The 15,014-nt window shown below is 68.8% G+C and carries 12 protein-coding genes; 6 read left to right on the top strand and 6 right to left on the bottom strand.

Features of this window, described 5'->3' with window-relative positions; genetic code table 11:
- Nucleotides 1-9: 9 nt before the first annotated feature.
- Both AC08OP_RS09190 and AC08OP_RS09185 read right to left on the bottom strand, forming a co-directional pair.
- On the bottom strand, nucleotides 10-462 hold the full coding sequence (locus tag AC08OP_RS09190) for a phage holin family protein (RefSeq protein WP_476613810.1): 453 nt from the start codon (nucleotides 460-462) through the stop codon (nucleotides 10-12).
- A gap of 264 nt (nucleotides 463-726) precedes the next feature.
- Nucleotides 727-1,611 carry an alpha/beta fold hydrolase gene (locus tag AC08OP_RS09185; protein ID WP_476613809.1) on the bottom strand — a complete coding sequence of 295 codons (885 nt, stop codon included), beginning with the start codon at nucleotides 1,609-1,611 and terminating at the stop codon, nucleotides 727-729.
- A 1,851-nt stretch (nucleotides 1,612-3,462) separates the two neighbouring features.
- Here AC08OP_RS09185 and AC08OP_RS09180 point away from each other — a divergent pair.
- From AC08OP_RS09180 to AC08OP_RS09165, 4 genes are read left to right on the top strand one after another with little or no spacing between them, the layout of a single operon-like run.
- Nucleotides 3,463-4,593, top strand: a complete 1,131-nt coding sequence (locus AC08OP_RS09180; RefSeq protein ID WP_476613808.1) for a DegT/DnrJ/EryC1/StrS family aminotransferase — start codon at nucleotides 3,463-3,465, stop codon at nucleotides 4,591-4,593.
- A 2-nt stretch (nucleotides 4,594-4,595) separates the two neighbouring features.
- Entirely contained in the window at nucleotides 4,596-5,573 is a 978-nt protein-coding gene (locus AC08OP_RS09175) for an NAD-dependent epimerase/dehydratase family protein (RefSeq protein ID WP_476613811.1), read from the top strand.
- Nucleotides 5,574-5,575: 2 nt separating this feature from the next.
- Nucleotides 5,576-6,883, top strand: a complete 1,308-nt coding sequence (locus tag AC08OP_RS09170) for an MGDG synthase family glycosyltransferase (protein ID WP_476613807.1) — start codon at nucleotides 5,576-5,578, stop codon at nucleotides 6,881-6,883.
- A 52-nt stretch (nucleotides 6,884-6,935) separates the two neighbouring features.
- Nucleotides 6,936-8,030, top strand: coding sequence for an EamA/RhaT family transporter (locus tag AC08OP_RS09165; RefSeq protein WP_476613806.1), 1,095 nt, complete (start codon nucleotides 6,936-6,938; stop codon nucleotides 8,028-8,030).
- A 273-nt stretch (nucleotides 8,031-8,303) separates the two neighbouring features.
- Here the strand turns inward: AC08OP_RS09165 and AC08OP_RS09160 are convergent, their stop codons facing one another.
- The 3 genes from AC08OP_RS09160 to AC08OP_RS09150 form a co-directional block, all read right to left on the bottom strand.
- The gene (locus AC08OP_RS09160; protein WP_023840144.1) at nucleotides 8,304-8,462 is read right to left on the bottom strand and encodes a hypothetical protein; all 159 of its coding nucleotides are present in this window, start codon (nucleotides 8,460-8,462) and stop codon (nucleotides 8,304-8,306) included.
- A gap of 983 nt (nucleotides 8,463-9,445) precedes the next feature.
- Complete coding sequence (locus AC08OP_RS09155) at nucleotides 9,446-9,688, bottom strand: DUF397 domain-containing protein (RefSeq protein WP_462189178.1); 243 nt, start codon at nucleotides 9,686-9,688, stop codon at nucleotides 9,446-9,448.
- Nucleotides 9,685-10,545, bottom strand: a complete 861-nt coding sequence (locus AC08OP_RS09150; protein ID WP_462189179.1) for a helix-turn-helix domain-containing protein — start codon at nucleotides 10,543-10,545, stop codon at nucleotides 9,685-9,687. Before AC08OP_RS09150 ends, AC08OP_RS09155 begins: the two co-directional genes overlap by 4 nt.
- A gap of 526 nt (nucleotides 10,546-11,071) precedes the next feature.
- Here AC08OP_RS09150 and AC08OP_RS09145 point away from each other — a divergent pair.
- Nucleotides 11,072-11,350 carry a hypothetical protein gene (locus AC08OP_RS09145; protein ID WP_476592003.1) on the top strand — a complete coding sequence of 93 codons (279 nt, stop codon included), beginning with the start codon at nucleotides 11,072-11,074 and terminating at the stop codon, nucleotides 11,348-11,350.
- Nucleotides 11,351-11,631: 281 nt separating this feature from the next.
- Here the strand turns inward: AC08OP_RS09145 and AC08OP_RS09140 are convergent, their stop codons facing one another.
- The gene (locus tag AC08OP_RS09140; RefSeq protein WP_476613805.1) at nucleotides 11,632-13,581 is read right to left on the bottom strand and encodes a hypothetical protein; all 1,950 of its coding nucleotides are present in this window, start codon (nucleotides 13,579-13,581) and stop codon (nucleotides 11,632-11,634) included.
- 337 nt (nucleotides 13,582-13,918) lie between these two features.
- Between AC08OP_RS09140 and AC08OP_RS09135 the strand changes: the two genes are divergently transcribed.
- Complete coding sequence (locus AC08OP_RS09135; protein WP_476613804.1) at nucleotides 13,919-14,902, top strand: IS4 family transposase; 984 nt, start codon at nucleotides 13,919-13,921, stop codon at nucleotides 14,900-14,902.
- Nucleotides 14,903-15,014: the final 112 nt, after the last annotated feature.

The raw sequence follows: 15,014 nt of genomic DNA, 5'->3' as shown, positions 1-15,014 counted from the left end.
GGGGAGGGACTACCCGCGGCGGCCCTGCGCCCACTGGACGTCCTCGCGCAGCGTCTCCACGGTCTGCGCCGGAGTGGGGTGGACCGCGCGCACGGTGGAACGACCCCTCATGGCCAGCACGGCCGCGACGGCACCGAGGACGACGGTGATGATGAGGGCGGCCCAGCCCAGCGCCATCACCTCACCCAGGCCGAACATGACGGCCAACAGGGCGAAGAGCAGGGCGAAGTAACCGGCGCCGCCCGCTGCGGCGAACATGCGGGCGCCCTTGCCGGCCTTCTTCACCTCTTCGCGCATCTCGGCCTTGGCGAGGGCGACCTCCTGGCGGAACAGCGTGGAGATGTCCGAGACGACGTCGGACACCAGTTCCCCGGTCGATTCGCGGTCCCCGGTCGTGCTCCCGGCGGCCGGCGGGGCCGGCGCGGTCCGGAGAGCCTGGGTGGCATCCGATGAGGTCCGCACCCGTGCACCATCCACGTACGGGGCGCTATCGTCCGGGTAGGGAATACCGGTCGTTCCCGACTGCCGCCGGTGTGCACTCCTCATGGGTTCTCCTCGCGGCTTCTCCTAGCGGGCGTCCGCGTAGCCGCACCCGCAGAACAACGTACGATCTGCGGATTCCCTCGGATCGGCGGCTTAACCCCGGCAGTCGCGCCACCTGGGACGAATTACCGTTTTGTCCGTTTTCCGCTGGGCTTTCGCGCCCGCGACCGGCGCACCCGGTCGTCAGTCCACCCGTTCCTGCGGGGAGGAGTGCTCCCAGTCGGCGAGGATCGTCCGGATCCCGGTAACCAGCAGCAACGGCTGATCGAGCATGACGTGATGGCCGGCGAGCGGGATCTCGATCACCGGTGCCACCCGCCCGAGCAGGTTGTACATCTGGACGCCGATGTCGGGGGTGAGCAGGCCCTTCTCGGCCCGGAAGAGTGCGACCCGGCAGTGCACCTTGCGTAGTACCTCGGGCGACGGGGTCCGGTTGCCGAACACCTTCGGGTCGAACTTCCACGTCCAGCCGCCCTGGACCGACCCGATCGAACCCCGGGCGACGTGATCGATGATGAACGGCAGCACGTAGGGCTGCTCCGGCACCGCCCGGAACCGGGCCAGCGCGTCGGTCGCCGTCGGATACACCCGCAGCGGGCCGAACGCCGTCCGGTCCCGGGCCGCCCGTTCCTCCGGGGTGAACTCCTGCACGGGGGAGTCGACAACGACGATGCCGGCGACCCGGTCCGGGTACTCCGCGGCGGTAGTGATCGTCACCCAGCCGCCCATGCTGTGCCCGATGATGATCGGGGGCGAGGTGACCTCGGCGTGGTCGATGACACCGATCACCTCGGCCGCCCAGGTACTGAGCGAGTAGTCCTCGCGCCGGTCGCTGTCACCGTGGCCGGACAGGTCCAGCGCGATGACGCGGTACTCCCGCGGGATCATCGGCGCGATGTGGTCCCACCAGCCCGCGTGGGCGGCACCACCGTGGACCAGCACGATCGCCGGCCGACTGCCTCCGCCCCAGCAGCGGTAACTGATAGTCGCGCCCGCCACCTCGGTCTCGTGCCGCTCCGGTCGGTGGTCAAGGGCGGCCTCGAACCAGGCCGGTGCTTCATCATCCATCCCAGGTCTCTGCCGTTCGGTTCGTCGGGCGGGTGGCTCCATCGTCGCCGGCCGGCGACGTGTCCCACCCCTGATACAACACCGCCAGGCCTGCGTTCAGGCCGTTCGTGGCCGTGTTGTCGGATTGGCGATGAGACGACCACCGCGGGGCGGCGAGCATGTAATGCTGGACCGGCCTGCGTAGATGCGCTGGCGGTCGACCTGCCTCGGCCGATGCGCAGGACGCCCGACGACGCCGGGTGCGAACGGCGCGTGTGCACTCGGTCCGGCGAGGTGACCGGGTCGGTACCGGAGCCCGGATCCTGGCGGCCCCGTGCCGCGTCACACCCGTTCCCGGGAATGCACGTCGTGCACCACGGGCATCCCACCGCCGCGGATATTCCCGTGACCGCCGCCACTCCCTTCGCTGCACGGGGTGCAGCGAAGCATTCTGATGTTTCCCATGTGCAACAGAACCGGTAATCTAGCCCGAAATTTCGACCTTTCGGGGGACTGCCGGCCGGCCCGGGCGAGCTGCCCGCACCGTTGCACGTTGCTTTCAAGAGAAAAATGTTACTTTTATATTGATGTGGTATAATTCCGGCCCGGACTTTCGGGTCCGGGCCCGACCTCTCCGGTCCGCCGCCTCCGCGCAGGCCGCGTGGTCGTGCCACGCTTGATCACCATCGGGTCGGCGCGGGGCAGCCGTCCCACTGGCTGCTCTACGACACGCGCCGGTGCGAGATCAGTTTCCGGGAGGCGGCATCGTGACCATTCTCGCCCCATGAAGCACATTTCGGTGCAGTTTGGCAAGAGCCGAAGGTGCGGCAACCGTTAGGGACCTTGGTCCCGTCGCGTCCGACAGATGGGGGTCGTACACTTTCACCAAGTCCCGACGAGGCCGTCTACCTGCGTTCCCCCCGTACGTCGGGTGAGACGGCTTCGTCGGGACTACTTGTATCCGGTTGTATCCAGACCGTTCTCAAGCGAACGGCCCTGGTTCGACTGTAGATGATCTTTCCTTGGTCGCTCACTCCGGCTGGGTGATTTCTCGACGGCCGATCAGCCCCGGCTGGCCGCGTCCTCCATCCGGTTCATCCGTCTTCAACTGATCGTCGTCCGCGTGCCCACAGGCGTGGTTCGCATGGCGATCAGTATCTGCCGCAGTGCCTGCTCGTTCCCGCCCTGCGTCCTCGGTCGATGTCCTCGGTCGAGGTCGCGGTTCATTGACAGGAACGAAGGGTGGGGTGACATCCGCCGCCTCCGCGGTTACCCGGGTGAGTGTTACTTGGAGTGATGGAGTATCGCGTTGGGTATCGGAGACGCGACGATGCAGGCCTCCCGGCCTTGGCCGTGTCCGGGAAGCGGCTGGCCGGGACCAGTGCCGTAACGACGGTGCCGTAACGACGAGGTCCGGGCGGTCGCGGTACTGGAGGAGCGGGTCTGGGTCGCCGTGGGCGGCCCCGTCGCCGTCGCGGCGAGTGGCGTCGCCATCAATCACCATGTGTCGCGGGTTGGCGGTGATTAGTGACAGGCATCTCTCCTTCATCACAGGAATATCGCCTTGCTGACATATGTGGCTACGTTCAGACAGATGTGGGATGTTTTGTGGGGAGTAGCCGTGGGCTGCAGACATGCCGGCGATCGGGATCGATAGCCTGTTTTGGGCATGTACCGACAAAGCCGATGGTTGCCTCCGTACGGGTCGGAGGGAGCGCGGTGGGTCGCTGGCGGGAGGCCGGCGGAATCCGGAGTCGGTGATGCCGCGAAGGCCGCGGCTCGTCCCGGCCGGGTCCTTCGTCGCGGCGCAGCCGCTATGGGGGCCGGCCGGCTCGCTCGCACGGGAATGACTCGGAAGGTAGGGGTGAACAGGTGCATGTCCCTGCGGCGCGCATCGTCTTCTCACCGGAGGATCGCGCGGAGATCGCATCGGCCGCGACCGAGATCCTAGCCACCGGTGCGCTGACCTTGGGTGTCCATACCGCTGAATTCGAGGCGGCATTCGCCGCGGCTCACGAGGCCCCGTTCGCGGTCGCCGTGAGCAGTGGAACGGCCGCATTGGAGATCATCCTTCGCAGTCACGGTGTCGAAGGCGCGGATGTCGTCGTGCCGACGAACACGTTTGCGGCGACCGCTTTCGCGGTGTTGCGGGCCGGTGCCATGCCGGTTTTCGCGGATGTGAGTTCGGACACCTTTGCCCTGACCGTCCGCAGTGTCGAGGCCGCGGTGACGCCGCGGACCCGCGCCGTTGTCCTGGTCCACATCGGTGGGCTGATCCCGCCGGACGTGGCCGAGTTGCGGGCCTTCTGTGACGATCGAGGCATCGCGCTGGTCGAGGACGCGGCACATGCCCACGGCAGCCGCCACGGTGACGGCCACGCCGGGTCGTTCGGGATCGCGGGAGCGTTCTCGTTCTATCCAACCAAGGTCATCACGAGCGGTGAGGGCGGAATGATCCTCACGTCCGATCCCGCCATTCACGAAGCCGCTCGGATCTATCGTGACCAGGGCAAAGCCGGTTTTCTCGGGAACGTCCACATCAAGCAGGGGTACGCCTGGCGGCTCAGCGAGATGCAGGCGGTCACCGGCCGGGTGCATCTGCGGCATCTCGCCGACTTCCTGGCGACCCGCGCCACCGTAGCCGCGCGGTACGACGCCGCGCTGGACACCCTGGGCACCGTTACCCGCCTGCAGATGCCGCCGGGTGGTCTCTGCAACTACTACAAGTACATTGTCCTGCCCCGCCCCGGGATCGATCGCGGCCGGCTGAAGAAGGAGCTGAAGGAACGCCACGGCGTCTCCCTGAGCGGTGAGGTCTACGAGTCGCCGCTGCACCGGCAGCCAGTCTTCAGTCACTACGCGGTCCGGTCCCTTCCGGTCGCCGAGGACATCTGCGCCCGGCACGTATGCCTGCCCATCCATTCGGACATGACCGAGGTGGAGGCCGACCACGTGGTCGCGTCCTTCGCCGCCGCGCTGCAGAACCTGAGCCTGGACGGATGACGATGAAGATCGCGGTAACCGGAGGGTCGGGTTTCATCGGCAGCCATGTGGTCGACCGTCTGCTCGACGCCGGTCACGACGTTCTCTCGCTGGACGTCGAACACCGGCCGGTCGACCCCCGGGCCAGTTACCAGCAGCTCGACGTGCTTGATCTGCCGGCGGTCACCGCCGCGCTGAGGGGCGTCGAGGCCGTCTTCCACATCGCGGGGATGTCCAATGTGGACTTCGCGTTCGCCGACCCGGTGCGCACCGTGCGGCTCAACGTCGAGGGCACCGGGAACATCTGCGAGGCGGCGCGGCAGGCCGGGGTTCGGCGGGTGCTGTTCGCCAGCACCGTCTGGGTGTACGGGGCGGTCGGTGACCGGGCCGGCTCGGCGCCGCTGACGGAGGACGCCGAGATCACGCTGGGCCGCGCCGGGCACGTCTACACCTCGACGAAACTGGCCGCCGAACTGCTGCTGCACAGTTATCAGCAGACCTACGGGCTGCCGTTCACCATCCTGCGTTACGGCATCCCCTACGGCCCCGGAATGCGTGACGAGCTGGTGCTGGCCCGCTTCGTCCGCAAGGCTCTGAACGGCGAGTCGCTGACGGTGGCCGGCGACGGCCTGCAGTTCCGCAACTACGTGTTCGTCCGGGACCTGGCCGAGGCGCACGTGCTGGCTCTGACCCCCGACGCGGCCAACACCACGCTCGCCCTCGAGGGCAGCGAGTCGGTCAGTGTGCTGGAGATGGCACGGGCCGTCCGGGAGTACTTCCCCGGCACCGCCATCGAACACATGCCTGCGCGCCCCGGGGACTTCCGCGGCCGGGAGATCTCCGCGCAGCGGGCCGCGGAGGTGCTCGGCTGGCGACCGACCACACCCTTCTCGGAGGGTGTCCGGCAGTACATCGAGTGGTATCTGGCAAATCGACGGCCTCCGGCTCAGGTGCTCCCGCCTGTCGGCGACCTCGACGTCTCCGCGGCCTCCTCGGAGTGACCATGGCGCAGATCGGCGGTAGCACGGTGAATGGACCATCCAAAGATGATGTTGAGGTGGGGGTCGGCAGCCCGCCAGCCGTCGGCGAACCGGGGGTTACGGAACGTGTCCTGCCGGGGCCGGCCGCAGCGGGGGGACCGGTCGCCGCCGCACTCCCCGCCGATCCGCGCACGCACGGCGTCGACGCCCGGCCCGCCGGGACGCCGACGCGGCGGGGCTCCGCGCTGCTGCTGTCGGGCTCGCTCGGGATGGGCCACGACGTGATGGCGCAGGCGTGCGGCGCGTCGCTCACCCGGCGCGGGTTCACCACCCGGACCGCCGACAGCCTGCGCATGCTCGGTGGGCGTAACGGCTCCCGGGGGGAGAAGGTCTTCCGTGGCATGATCGCCGTTCCGGGCCTGTATGACGCCGTGCACTTCTCCCAGATGAGAACCGGTGGCCGGCTCGCCCAGGCCATCGAGAGGACGTCGAGCCGGTTCGTCGTCCCGGCATTGCGCGAGGAACTGGCCGCTCAGCCGACCGATCTCGTGATCTCGATCTTCGCTACCGGAGCCGCGGCGACCAGCCGGGTCAAGGCCGAGTTCCCCGGCCTGGTGACGGCGGTGTTCTCCACCGACTGCTGCGTGCACCGGCTGTGGGTACACGACAACACCGACCTCTACCTGGTCACCTCGCAGACCGCCGCCCGGTACGTGCGGCGGTTCTCGCCGAACGCGCTGATCTCGGTGGTCCCGACCCCGGTCCGGGAACCCTTCTACGACCCGCCGACTCAGGAGGAGGCGCGGGCCGCGCTCGGTATCCCCGCGGACGCTCCCTGCGTGCTGCTGATGTCCGGCTCCTGGGGGCTGGGACCGTTGGTGGAGGGTGCCGCGGCCATGGCCGCGGCGGGCATCTACGTGCTTGCGGTGGCCGGCCGCAACCAGCGGTTGGCCGCGCGGTTGACGGCTCTGTCGGAACGGCAGCACAAGGTCATCCCGTTCGGCTTTACCGATCGCGTCCCGGCGCTGATGGCGGCGAGCGACCTGGTCGTCACGTCGTCCGGGGACACCTGCAGCGAGGCTCGGGTGATCGGACGGGACCTGCTGCTCATCGACGTGGTGCCGGGGCATGGCCGGGATAACCTTCAGAAGGAACTCGAGCGAGGTCGTGCCGAGGTGACGAACACCGACCCGGTGTCGTTGACCAGATCCGCGCTCGCGTGCCTTGACCGGGTCAAGCCACCGTCGGACCGGGTGGCGATCGGCCCGCACGCGTGGGAGCAGGCATTCGGGGCGGCTCTGGCGCAGATCGGTTTCGGCACGGACTGGTGAGGCAAACCCACGGTTCGGGACGGATCCTGAGGGCCATGATGTTGGACGGGACATGAGCAGAGCCCTGGTGATCGGTCTGCCGACCGCGGTCGTCTCAGCGGCTCTCTACGGGATCGCGCCGCTCGTCCAGGCCCGTGCTGCCCGCCGGGAGGAGGAGAGCTCGGGGCTGGGGCTTGCGCTGCTGGCCCGACTGGTGCTGCGCCCCCTGTGGCTGATCGGCCTTGCCGTGGAGGCGGGCTCGTTCCTGCTGGAGGTGTATGCCCTGTCCGTGGCCCCGGTGGCGATGGTCGCCCCGGTGATGGCCCTCGACATGATTGTCTTCACCCTGCTGGCGCAGCGGGTGCTCGGCGAGAACATCAGCCTGACCGGCTGGCTGGGCGTGGTCGCGATGGTCGGCGGTATCGGCCTGCTCGCCTTCGCCTTCACGCACCGAGCGGAGGTCGGCAGCTCGGCCAGCACCGATGTCCTGCTGGCCTTCCTCGTCCTCGGTCTGATCTTCGCGCTGCTCTGCGCGTCCCTCGCCAACCTGGCCGTGGTGCGGGACATGGTCGCGGGCGCCGCGTTCGGATTCGGGGCCGCGGCCGGGGTCAGCTACGCCATCGCCACGCTGGCGACCCGCCAGATCGGCCTGGCGGTGAACGAACGACGTGAGGGGCAGTCCACGCTGGTGGACCTGCTCACCACCCCGACGCCCTACGTCCTCGTGCTGTTCTCCGTGCTGGCGCTCGGTCTTCAGCAGCGTGGCCTGCAGGGGCGCGCCGCCGTCATCGCCTTCCCGGTGACCAGCGGGGTCTCCGCCTTCCTGCCGGTGACCCTGGGCCTGACGCTGTTCAACGAGCCGGCGCCCGACGGCGTCCGCCGCGTGGCGTTCATCGTCGCGATGGTGCTGGTCGCGGCCGGAATCGCCGCTCTCGGCCGCGATCGGATGGCGGCAGACCGGTCCGTGGGCGAACTTGAGAGCGTGCTGCGGCCCACCCCCGACGACCGCCGATTGGAGGACGGCGTCGTCCCCCTGGACGGCCGGCCGGAGGTGGTCGGGCCGTCGGATGCGGAGCCGGGGCAGTCGGCGAGGGCCCGGGACGAAGCGGCTTCTAGCGCTCGTACTGGCACGGTTGTTTACCGTAGCGGCATGTCGAAGAACTTATAGTGATGCGCCGTGTGCTTTCGGTGAGATAGTCGTCGTGGCCGGCCGCTCGGGTTCACCCCCCGATCGCCCGGGCGCCCGGCCGTCTCCCGCTTGCCCGCCTTGCACGTTCCCCGCATCGCGCATCCCCTCGCGCCTCCCCACCGCCCAGGTTTGCTGCCCGACCCGGAGCAGAGCAGGCACGGACCGGGCGATCAGGATCTCCTCCGGTCGAGGTTTCCTCCGGTCGGGTCGTCGAGACGCCGCCAGCCGCATCTCGACGACCCGACTGGCTCGTCAGACCCCGAACCGCTGGAGGGCCTTGCGCACCCGCAGGTTCGCCTGCGCGAAGGAGATCTTTCCGTCCACGTAGGCCGACAGCGCCGCGCGGCGGACACGCTCGACGCGCTGATCTTCAATCGGAGTGTTGAGTAGGTTGGTCGTGGCGGTGGCCACGGCAATCACCTCCCAGTGGCAGGGAAACAGGGCACTGCAACTCGCGGGTGACCTCGGACGGCACACCGAACCGGAAGGCGGGGAACGAGGCGACGATGCCTCGGCCGATCCTTTCGACGTGAGGTCGATCCGAGATCGGAGATGAGCGGATGGACCTGGAGAGCGGGCGGACGCTGCGCTGCGCCGCCTCGCTAGGAGGGCGAGGGGATGGCGGCTCCGCGCTCCGCCCGCCCCGGCTGACCGAGGACCCGGGCAGGTGCGTTATGGCGCCGCACGCGGGTAGCCGTATTGCCACATATGGTCACAGCGACTGCCCTCCTCCGCGTTGGGCGGGCGCTCGACGCCCGCGTGGCCCGTCCCGGTCGGGTGGAGGTGACCAGACGCCGACCCGCCGGGCTGTGACGGGAGACCGCAGGTGCCTTGTCACCCGATCGCCTCGCGGCGAGTGACGCACTGCCGTATCCACATCACGTTACAGTCATGTAACGACCGTGACGGGACGAACGCCCGGACAACGAAGCCCGACCGAACATCTATAAGAGTGCGCGACCGGGAGGCATTGCGCAAGAGCCAACCGGCTCGTGGCGAGGCTTCCTGAACAGGCATCTCGGCCCCTCGGCCGGTGGAACGATGCCGTTGATCGAATCGTCTCCGCCTGGCGGGTCCGGCCCGGCGCCGGTCCTGGTCCCAGTCTGAAACACCAGGGCGGTGCATCCTGGCCCGGGCATCCCGGCCCGGGTAGGGGTTGACCGAGGATCATCCGGTCACCGGCGTGATCGGCGGGGTTACGGCCACCGGAGCGATAGGCATCGAACCGTGGAGGAGAGTCGAAAGCGGCGGGCCCGGTCCCGGTCGCGACGTACCGGAGCGACCGGGACCGGGCCGAGGCCGACCAGCGGCGGTCTCGTTCTTTTCCGATGGGATTTTTCGGTGGGGGCGGGACATCCCGCCCCCATTCCCCCGGATCAGGGCCGGACGGTGGTTCAGCCCGGGATGATCCGGCTCCGGTCGAACTCGCCGTCCCGCGCGCCGGCCAGGAACGCGTCCCACTCGGCCGCCGAGAAGGCGAGCACCGGCCCGGTCGGGTTCTTCGAGTCGCGGACGGCGACGCCCCCGCCGAGCGCCGCGACCTCCACACACATACCGCCCGCGCCGTTGCTGTAGCTGCTCTTGCGCCAAGCCGCCCCGATGACATTGTCGATGATCGGCTTCATATATCTGGTCATTTCATTTCCTCTGCGACCGAGAGTATCATCTGGATGGACTCCTCCGGCCGCAGGGCTGCCGCCAGAAGATGATCCAGCTTCACTCTATAGCGCCTGACTTCGGAGGGGCGCTCAATATAGAGGCTTCCGGCCGCTTCCTCTATATAGACCACTTCGTTGTCTCCCGACTCGGGGAATCCGAGTATCGAGAATGTGCTTCCCAGGCTGGCATGCGCGCCCACGGAGAAGGGAAGCACCTGGATTGTCACGTTCGGCAGTTCGGACTGTTTGGCGAGGAACTCGAGTTGGCTTCGCATGATGGCTCTGCCGCCGATTGTCCGGCGTAGGACCGCCTCGTCCAGAATCACCCAGAGGCGAGGATGATCGGCGGCGGTGAGCCGGCGCTGCCGGTCCAGCCTGAGCGCGATCTTGCGTTCGGCCTCGTCCTCGCTCACCTCCGGATCGTCGGCTCGGATGACGTGCCGGGCGTAGTCGCTGGTCTGCAGTAGCCCATGGACGAGCTGCGATTCGTAGACCGAGATCGAGGCGGCGTCGCCCTCCAGGCCGATATAGATCTCGAACCAGGCGGGGACCACGTCGTGGTAGGTATGCCACCAGCCGTGGCGCCGGGACTCGCGGGCCAGGGCCAGCAACGCGTCCCGGCGTTCGTCGTCGGTCACGCCGTAGAGACCCAGCAGGTCGGACACGTCCCGGGTGCGGACCGGCACGCGGCCGTTCTCCATCCGACTGACCTTGGAAACCGAACAGCGCAGCAGCTGGCAGACCTCGTCGACGGAGATGCCCGCCCCCTCGCGGAGTCGTCGTAACTCGGCGCCCAGGCGCCTTCGCCGCACGGTCGGACCGCCGCTCGTGGCCATCGCTCGTCCTTCGGGCTCTTCGGGGTGATGGATGCATCCTGCCACTTGTTCGCCACTCCTCACCCAGGACGCGCATCGCTGGGTAGCGAAACTCTTACAGAAGCTCTTGCAGAAGAGGCGTGCAGGGGTCATGATTACCTTTAGTAGCGATGATGCACCTCAAAGTGAGAGTTTGGGGTAGAGCTGGTTGCGGGGAGACGTCGATGGTCATCGCGCAGGGTCCGGGATGTCGGTAGGGAGACCGCGCCGAGACACGGTGCCCCGCACCTGTGGTGCCTCCATGCCCGGCGGCCGCGTCGCCGGTCCCGCATGTGTCGACGCCGTCAGGCGTCAACCGTCAGGCGTCAACCGCCAGCCGCCGGTTCCGGGTGAGTGGATGACGATCCTCGCCCGGAGCCGGCCATCTCGCCGTTGTCCGCCGCGCTGTCCCCGTCGTGCGGCTGTGCGCGGGGGGATTTCTTCCGCGGCGGCTCCGGCGGGCAGATCCACGCTCATCATTATCGGATAATCACCGAAAGGCGCGACAATGAAGACTCGCCAATTCCAGGTTTACGACGGCGATGGCGAACTGGTAGCCACCTTCCCGGAATGGGAGGCGGCGCACAACTGGGCTCATCTGCGCGCGAATGAGCCGGTGACCTCGCGGCCCGTGCAGATCGAGGATCGGGTCGAACGCCGTACCTGGACGATTGAGGCGGACCACTGCCGGCTGACCGTGTGGCGGCGACGGGTCGAGTACGGATACTGCGGGCGTGGCGACCTGCGACATGCCGCTACCGCTCGTAAGCACGCCCGGGCGTCCTGAGCCGGTCCACTCGTAGCTGCTGGTGACTCCCGCCTGCGGGTTGGCGTGGCCCCCGGCCCGATGGTCTCCCCACCTGGTCCAGACGGAGACCGGTGAGGACTTCGTCGGTCACCCGGTCAACCGGCTGCTGTGGACCGCGATGTACGTCTCCGTCGCCGCCGCCCGGGGTCGGGCGGGTCGAATACCGCCCGACCCCGGGCGGCGGGGCGGCGTTCCGCATCGTCCTGCCCGGTCCGTCACAGCCCGACTGACCCGTTCACCTTCGCTCTCGCGACCTCCGGCTACCCCGGATCTACCACGAGGGCCTGGAAGTCCCGCAACGTCGGCGCACCGGGATGTCCGCAGCCGCGCATTATGGCGAGCAGCTCCGCGAAGTCCATGCCGGCCAGGTCGCCGGCCATCTCCCTGATCTGTTCGCGGACGACCTCAGGCCCGCCCATCTCCAGCAGTTGCAGGAACCCTTCGGTCATGACCAGTGCCTGCTCCCGATCGGTGAGGTCCTCCGGCTGCAGGGCGCCCCGGTCGAGCAGGGCCGTCACCGCGAGCGGGGCCAGTACCGGGTCGTCGCGCAGCCCGCCCAGGAGTTCCGCCCCGGCCGGCACCGCCGAGGTGAGCACGTTCAGCATCGCCGCAGCCCTGGTCCGGAACGGGCAGACCCGCACCGCGTCCAGCAGCGGCTCGACGTCACCGCCGTGCCCGGCCAGCCAGTTGGTGATCTCCGCGTTACCCGTCTCCCGGGTGTAGTGCTCAGCGATCACACCCAGCAGTTCGGCGGGCTGTGCGGTTGCCAGGTCGCCGACGAGGCCGGCCTCCCGTCCCTCGGCGAGCAGCCGCCCACGCATGGCCCGGGTGCCCAGCGCGGTCAGCGCCACCAACTCGGTGGGCTGGGCGAGCTCCGCGCGCAGGCGGGCCGCCGCCGGGCCGGAAATCGACCGCTCCACCGCGAATGGCGTTTCGACGTCGTCCGCGAGAGTGGCGATGAACTTCTCGTCCGCGAGCCCGCGCGTCCTCTCCACGGCGCCCAGCGCGGCCAGCACATCGAACACACGTTTGATGTCTCTCCCGAGGTGTGTTCGCCAACCGCCCTGCTGCAGGGGGCTTCCGGCGTCGACGCGGAACTGCTGCCGGCACGACTGCCACACCGCCTCCTCCAGGCACGCCATCGGCATCGGATCCGGCAGGCTGTAGATCGTGTTGAGCATGTCCGGGACCGCCTCGGCGTATACGTCGTACAGCAGGGAGGTGCCACTGCCCGTCCAGATCGGCAGACACACCGCGTCCCGCAGCTCGAAGAACGTCTCGAATGCCCGCTGCCACAGTGCCTCGGCGTCCTTGAGTAGCGGCCGCGCCTTGGCCACCGCCACCAGCTTCGTCCGGCTGACCCGCACCAGGCGGGCCTTCTTCGCCCAGGTAAAGATCAGGTTGAGGTGGGGCAGCTCGGCGGTGCTGCGTACCCGCAGGCCCTGCTCGCCGGTATCGAGAAGGTCGACAAGCTCACGCGCGTCGGCCGGCCTGAGATTTCCGGCGGCTGTCACCGGCCGACCATCCGTGCCGACCCAGGCGACGAACGCGCGAAGCTGCCCCACGACCCGGCTGCGCCCGGCCGCCTCCGCGAGTTCCTCCGCCGGCGGCAGACTGACCGGGAGCTGGGCGATGGTCCGTTCGGGTACCGGACCCGGGTAGGCGAACTGCCCGCTCATCAGCTGGTCCAGCAGGTCGTCGTCAGGGCCGGCCAAGCCCGCCAAAACGTGCTTGAAGTGCTCGGGCACGGCCGGCGGGATGATCTCTACCACGGTGTCGCGGACCGTCATATCCCAGAATTTCGGAATCCCCCGACGATCCGGGTCTGCCAGTGCGGCCGGGAACTCCGCCGCGGCCCGCACGATCGCCGCCTCGTTTTCCTCCACCGAAGCGCCCCGCGGGTCCCGGAGCCCGGACTCCGCCATGAACCTGAGCAGCGTCCGCAGGGACGGCGGGGCGTCCGCCAGCTCCTCGGGATCAGCCGCCACATACCGGGGGATCCATTCTAGGAGGAACCGACGCACATGAGCAGGTGTCCACAATGCCAGCCGCCCGTCGGTGCTCAGCTGCCGCGAATCCAGCGCGGCCTCCAGGACCAGCGGATTCGCTGGCAATCCTCGCGCCCGCGCCCATGTCTCGCACCGGTGGACCAGCAGCTCCTGCCCGGCCTTGAACTCCTCCTGCTGCTCGATCTCGTAGAACGTACGCATTTGTATTGCCGCTCTCTCCCGGAAAGCCTGACCAGTCAACGCTACCGGTCAGCCGCGACCGACCAGCCAGCGGTGACCGCAGGGCGTGGAGAGGCAATGCCACTTAGCCTAAGTTGATCTCTGTTGTCCCGGTGTGTCGGTGCTGGGTGTTCTGCCTGGTTGACGGCATGATCGCGGGCTGTGGCGGATGATGGCCCGGTGGCGGGCGGCCGGCTGTCGGACTGGATCTCGCTGGGTGTGCTGACGTCGTTCGTGTCGCGGGACGCGGTCGATGAGGCGATCGAGGTGACGGGGAAGGGCGCGCCGGGCGGGTGGGAAGATCCCGCCGCGGGTAGCGGTGCTGTTCGTGATGGCCTTGGCGCTGTTCGCGGACGAGGACTATGAGCAGGTCGCGGCCCGCCTCGCGGGGACGCTCGCGGACCTGGACACGATCGGGGCGTTCCTGCGGACCTGGCGGCTGATGAGCATCGACGGGCTGGAGTTCGACGTGGCGGCGTCGAAGGAGAACGTCGCCGCCTTCGGCCTGCCCGGCTCGCCCGGCCCGGACGCGCCGGCGGCGTTCCCGAAGGTGAGGGCGGTGACCGTGACCGAGAGCGGGTCGCGCGCGCCGGTGCTCGCCGCGCTCGGCCCGGCCGGCGCGGGTAAGGCGTCCGGGGAGCAGACCCTGGCCCGGGCGCTCTACCGGAAACTGGAAGCCGACTGGCTGCCGCTCGCGGACCGCAACTTCTTCAACTGGGCGGACTGGTGCACGGCCGCGGACACCGGCGCCGCGCTGCTGTGGCGGGTCAAGGCGAACCTGCGCCTGCCCCCGCTGCGCGCGCTGGGTGATGGTTCCTACCTGTCGGTCCTGGTCAGCCCGAAGATCACCGGGAAGAGGCGGGACGCGCTCGTCGAGGCCGCCCGGACAGGTGAGCCCCTCGACCCGGGGAAGGCCCGACTGGTCCGGGTCGTCGAGTACGACGTCCCCGACCGTGACGGCGACGGCACGGGCGAACTGATCGCCCTGATCACCACCATCCTCGACCCGCGGGAGGCCACCGCGACCGCCCTGGCCGGGGCGTATCATCACAGATGGGAACATGAAACCGCGAACCGGCAGGTCAAGACCTACCTGCGTGGCCCCGGCAAGGTCCTGCGCTCGAAGTCACCCGACGGCGTCTACCAGGAGATCTGGGGCTACCTGCTCACCCACCACGCGATCGCCGCCCTGATCTGCACAGCCGCGACCGCCGCCGGGATCGACCCCGACCGGGTGAAGTTCAAACGCACCGTGAGAGTCATCCGCCGGCAGGTCACCGACCCGCCGGCCTTTTCTCCCTGACCAGCGGCGCGCCGCCCTCGACCAGATCATCACCGAGATCATCCGGCCCACGAAACTCAACGAACACCGCGAACGCACCTACCCCCACGTCGTCCGACGCGCCGCCCCGAGC

Source organism: Frankia sp. CeRuru1, from assembly GCF_977966315.1.
Note: the sequence above shows the minus strand (reverse complement) of the source record. Positions and strands in the feature narration are given on the sequence as shown.

What these genes read in the sequence shown, in the direction of transcription:
- AC08OP_RS09165 (WP_476613806.1), top strand. Translation starts at nt 6,936, where the DNA reads ATGAGCAGAGCCCTGGTGATCGGTCTGCCGACCGCGGTCGTCTCAGCG.
- AC08OP_RS09155 (WP_462189178.1), bottom strand. Translation starts at nt 9,688, where the DNA reads ATGACCAGATATATGAAGCCGATCATCGACAATGTCATCGGGGCGGCT.
- AC08OP_RS09185 (WP_476613809.1), bottom strand. Translation starts at nt 1,611, where the DNA reads ATGGATGATGAAGCACCGGCCTGGTTCGAGGCCGCCCTTGACCACCGA.
- AC08OP_RS09150 (WP_462189179.1), bottom strand. Translation starts at nt 10,545, where the DNA reads ATGGCCACGAGCGGCGGTCCGACCGTGCGGCGAAGGCGCCTGGGCGCC.
- AC08OP_RS09170 (WP_476613807.1), top strand. Translation starts at nt 5,576, where the DNA reads ATGGCGCAGATCGGCGGTAGCACGGTGAATGGACCATCCAAAGATGAT.
- AC08OP_RS09140 (WP_476613805.1), bottom strand. Translation starts at nt 13,581, where the DNA reads ATGCGTACGTTCTACGAGATCGAGCAGCAGGAGGAGTTCAAGGCCGGG.
- AC08OP_RS09145 (WP_476592003.1), top strand. Translation starts at nt 11,072, where the DNA reads ATGAAGACTCGCCAATTCCAGGTTTACGACGGCGATGGCGAACTGGTA.
- AC08OP_RS09175 (WP_476613811.1), top strand. Translation starts at nt 4,596, where the DNA reads ATGAAGATCGCGGTAACCGGAGGGTCGGGTTTCATCGGCAGCCATGTG.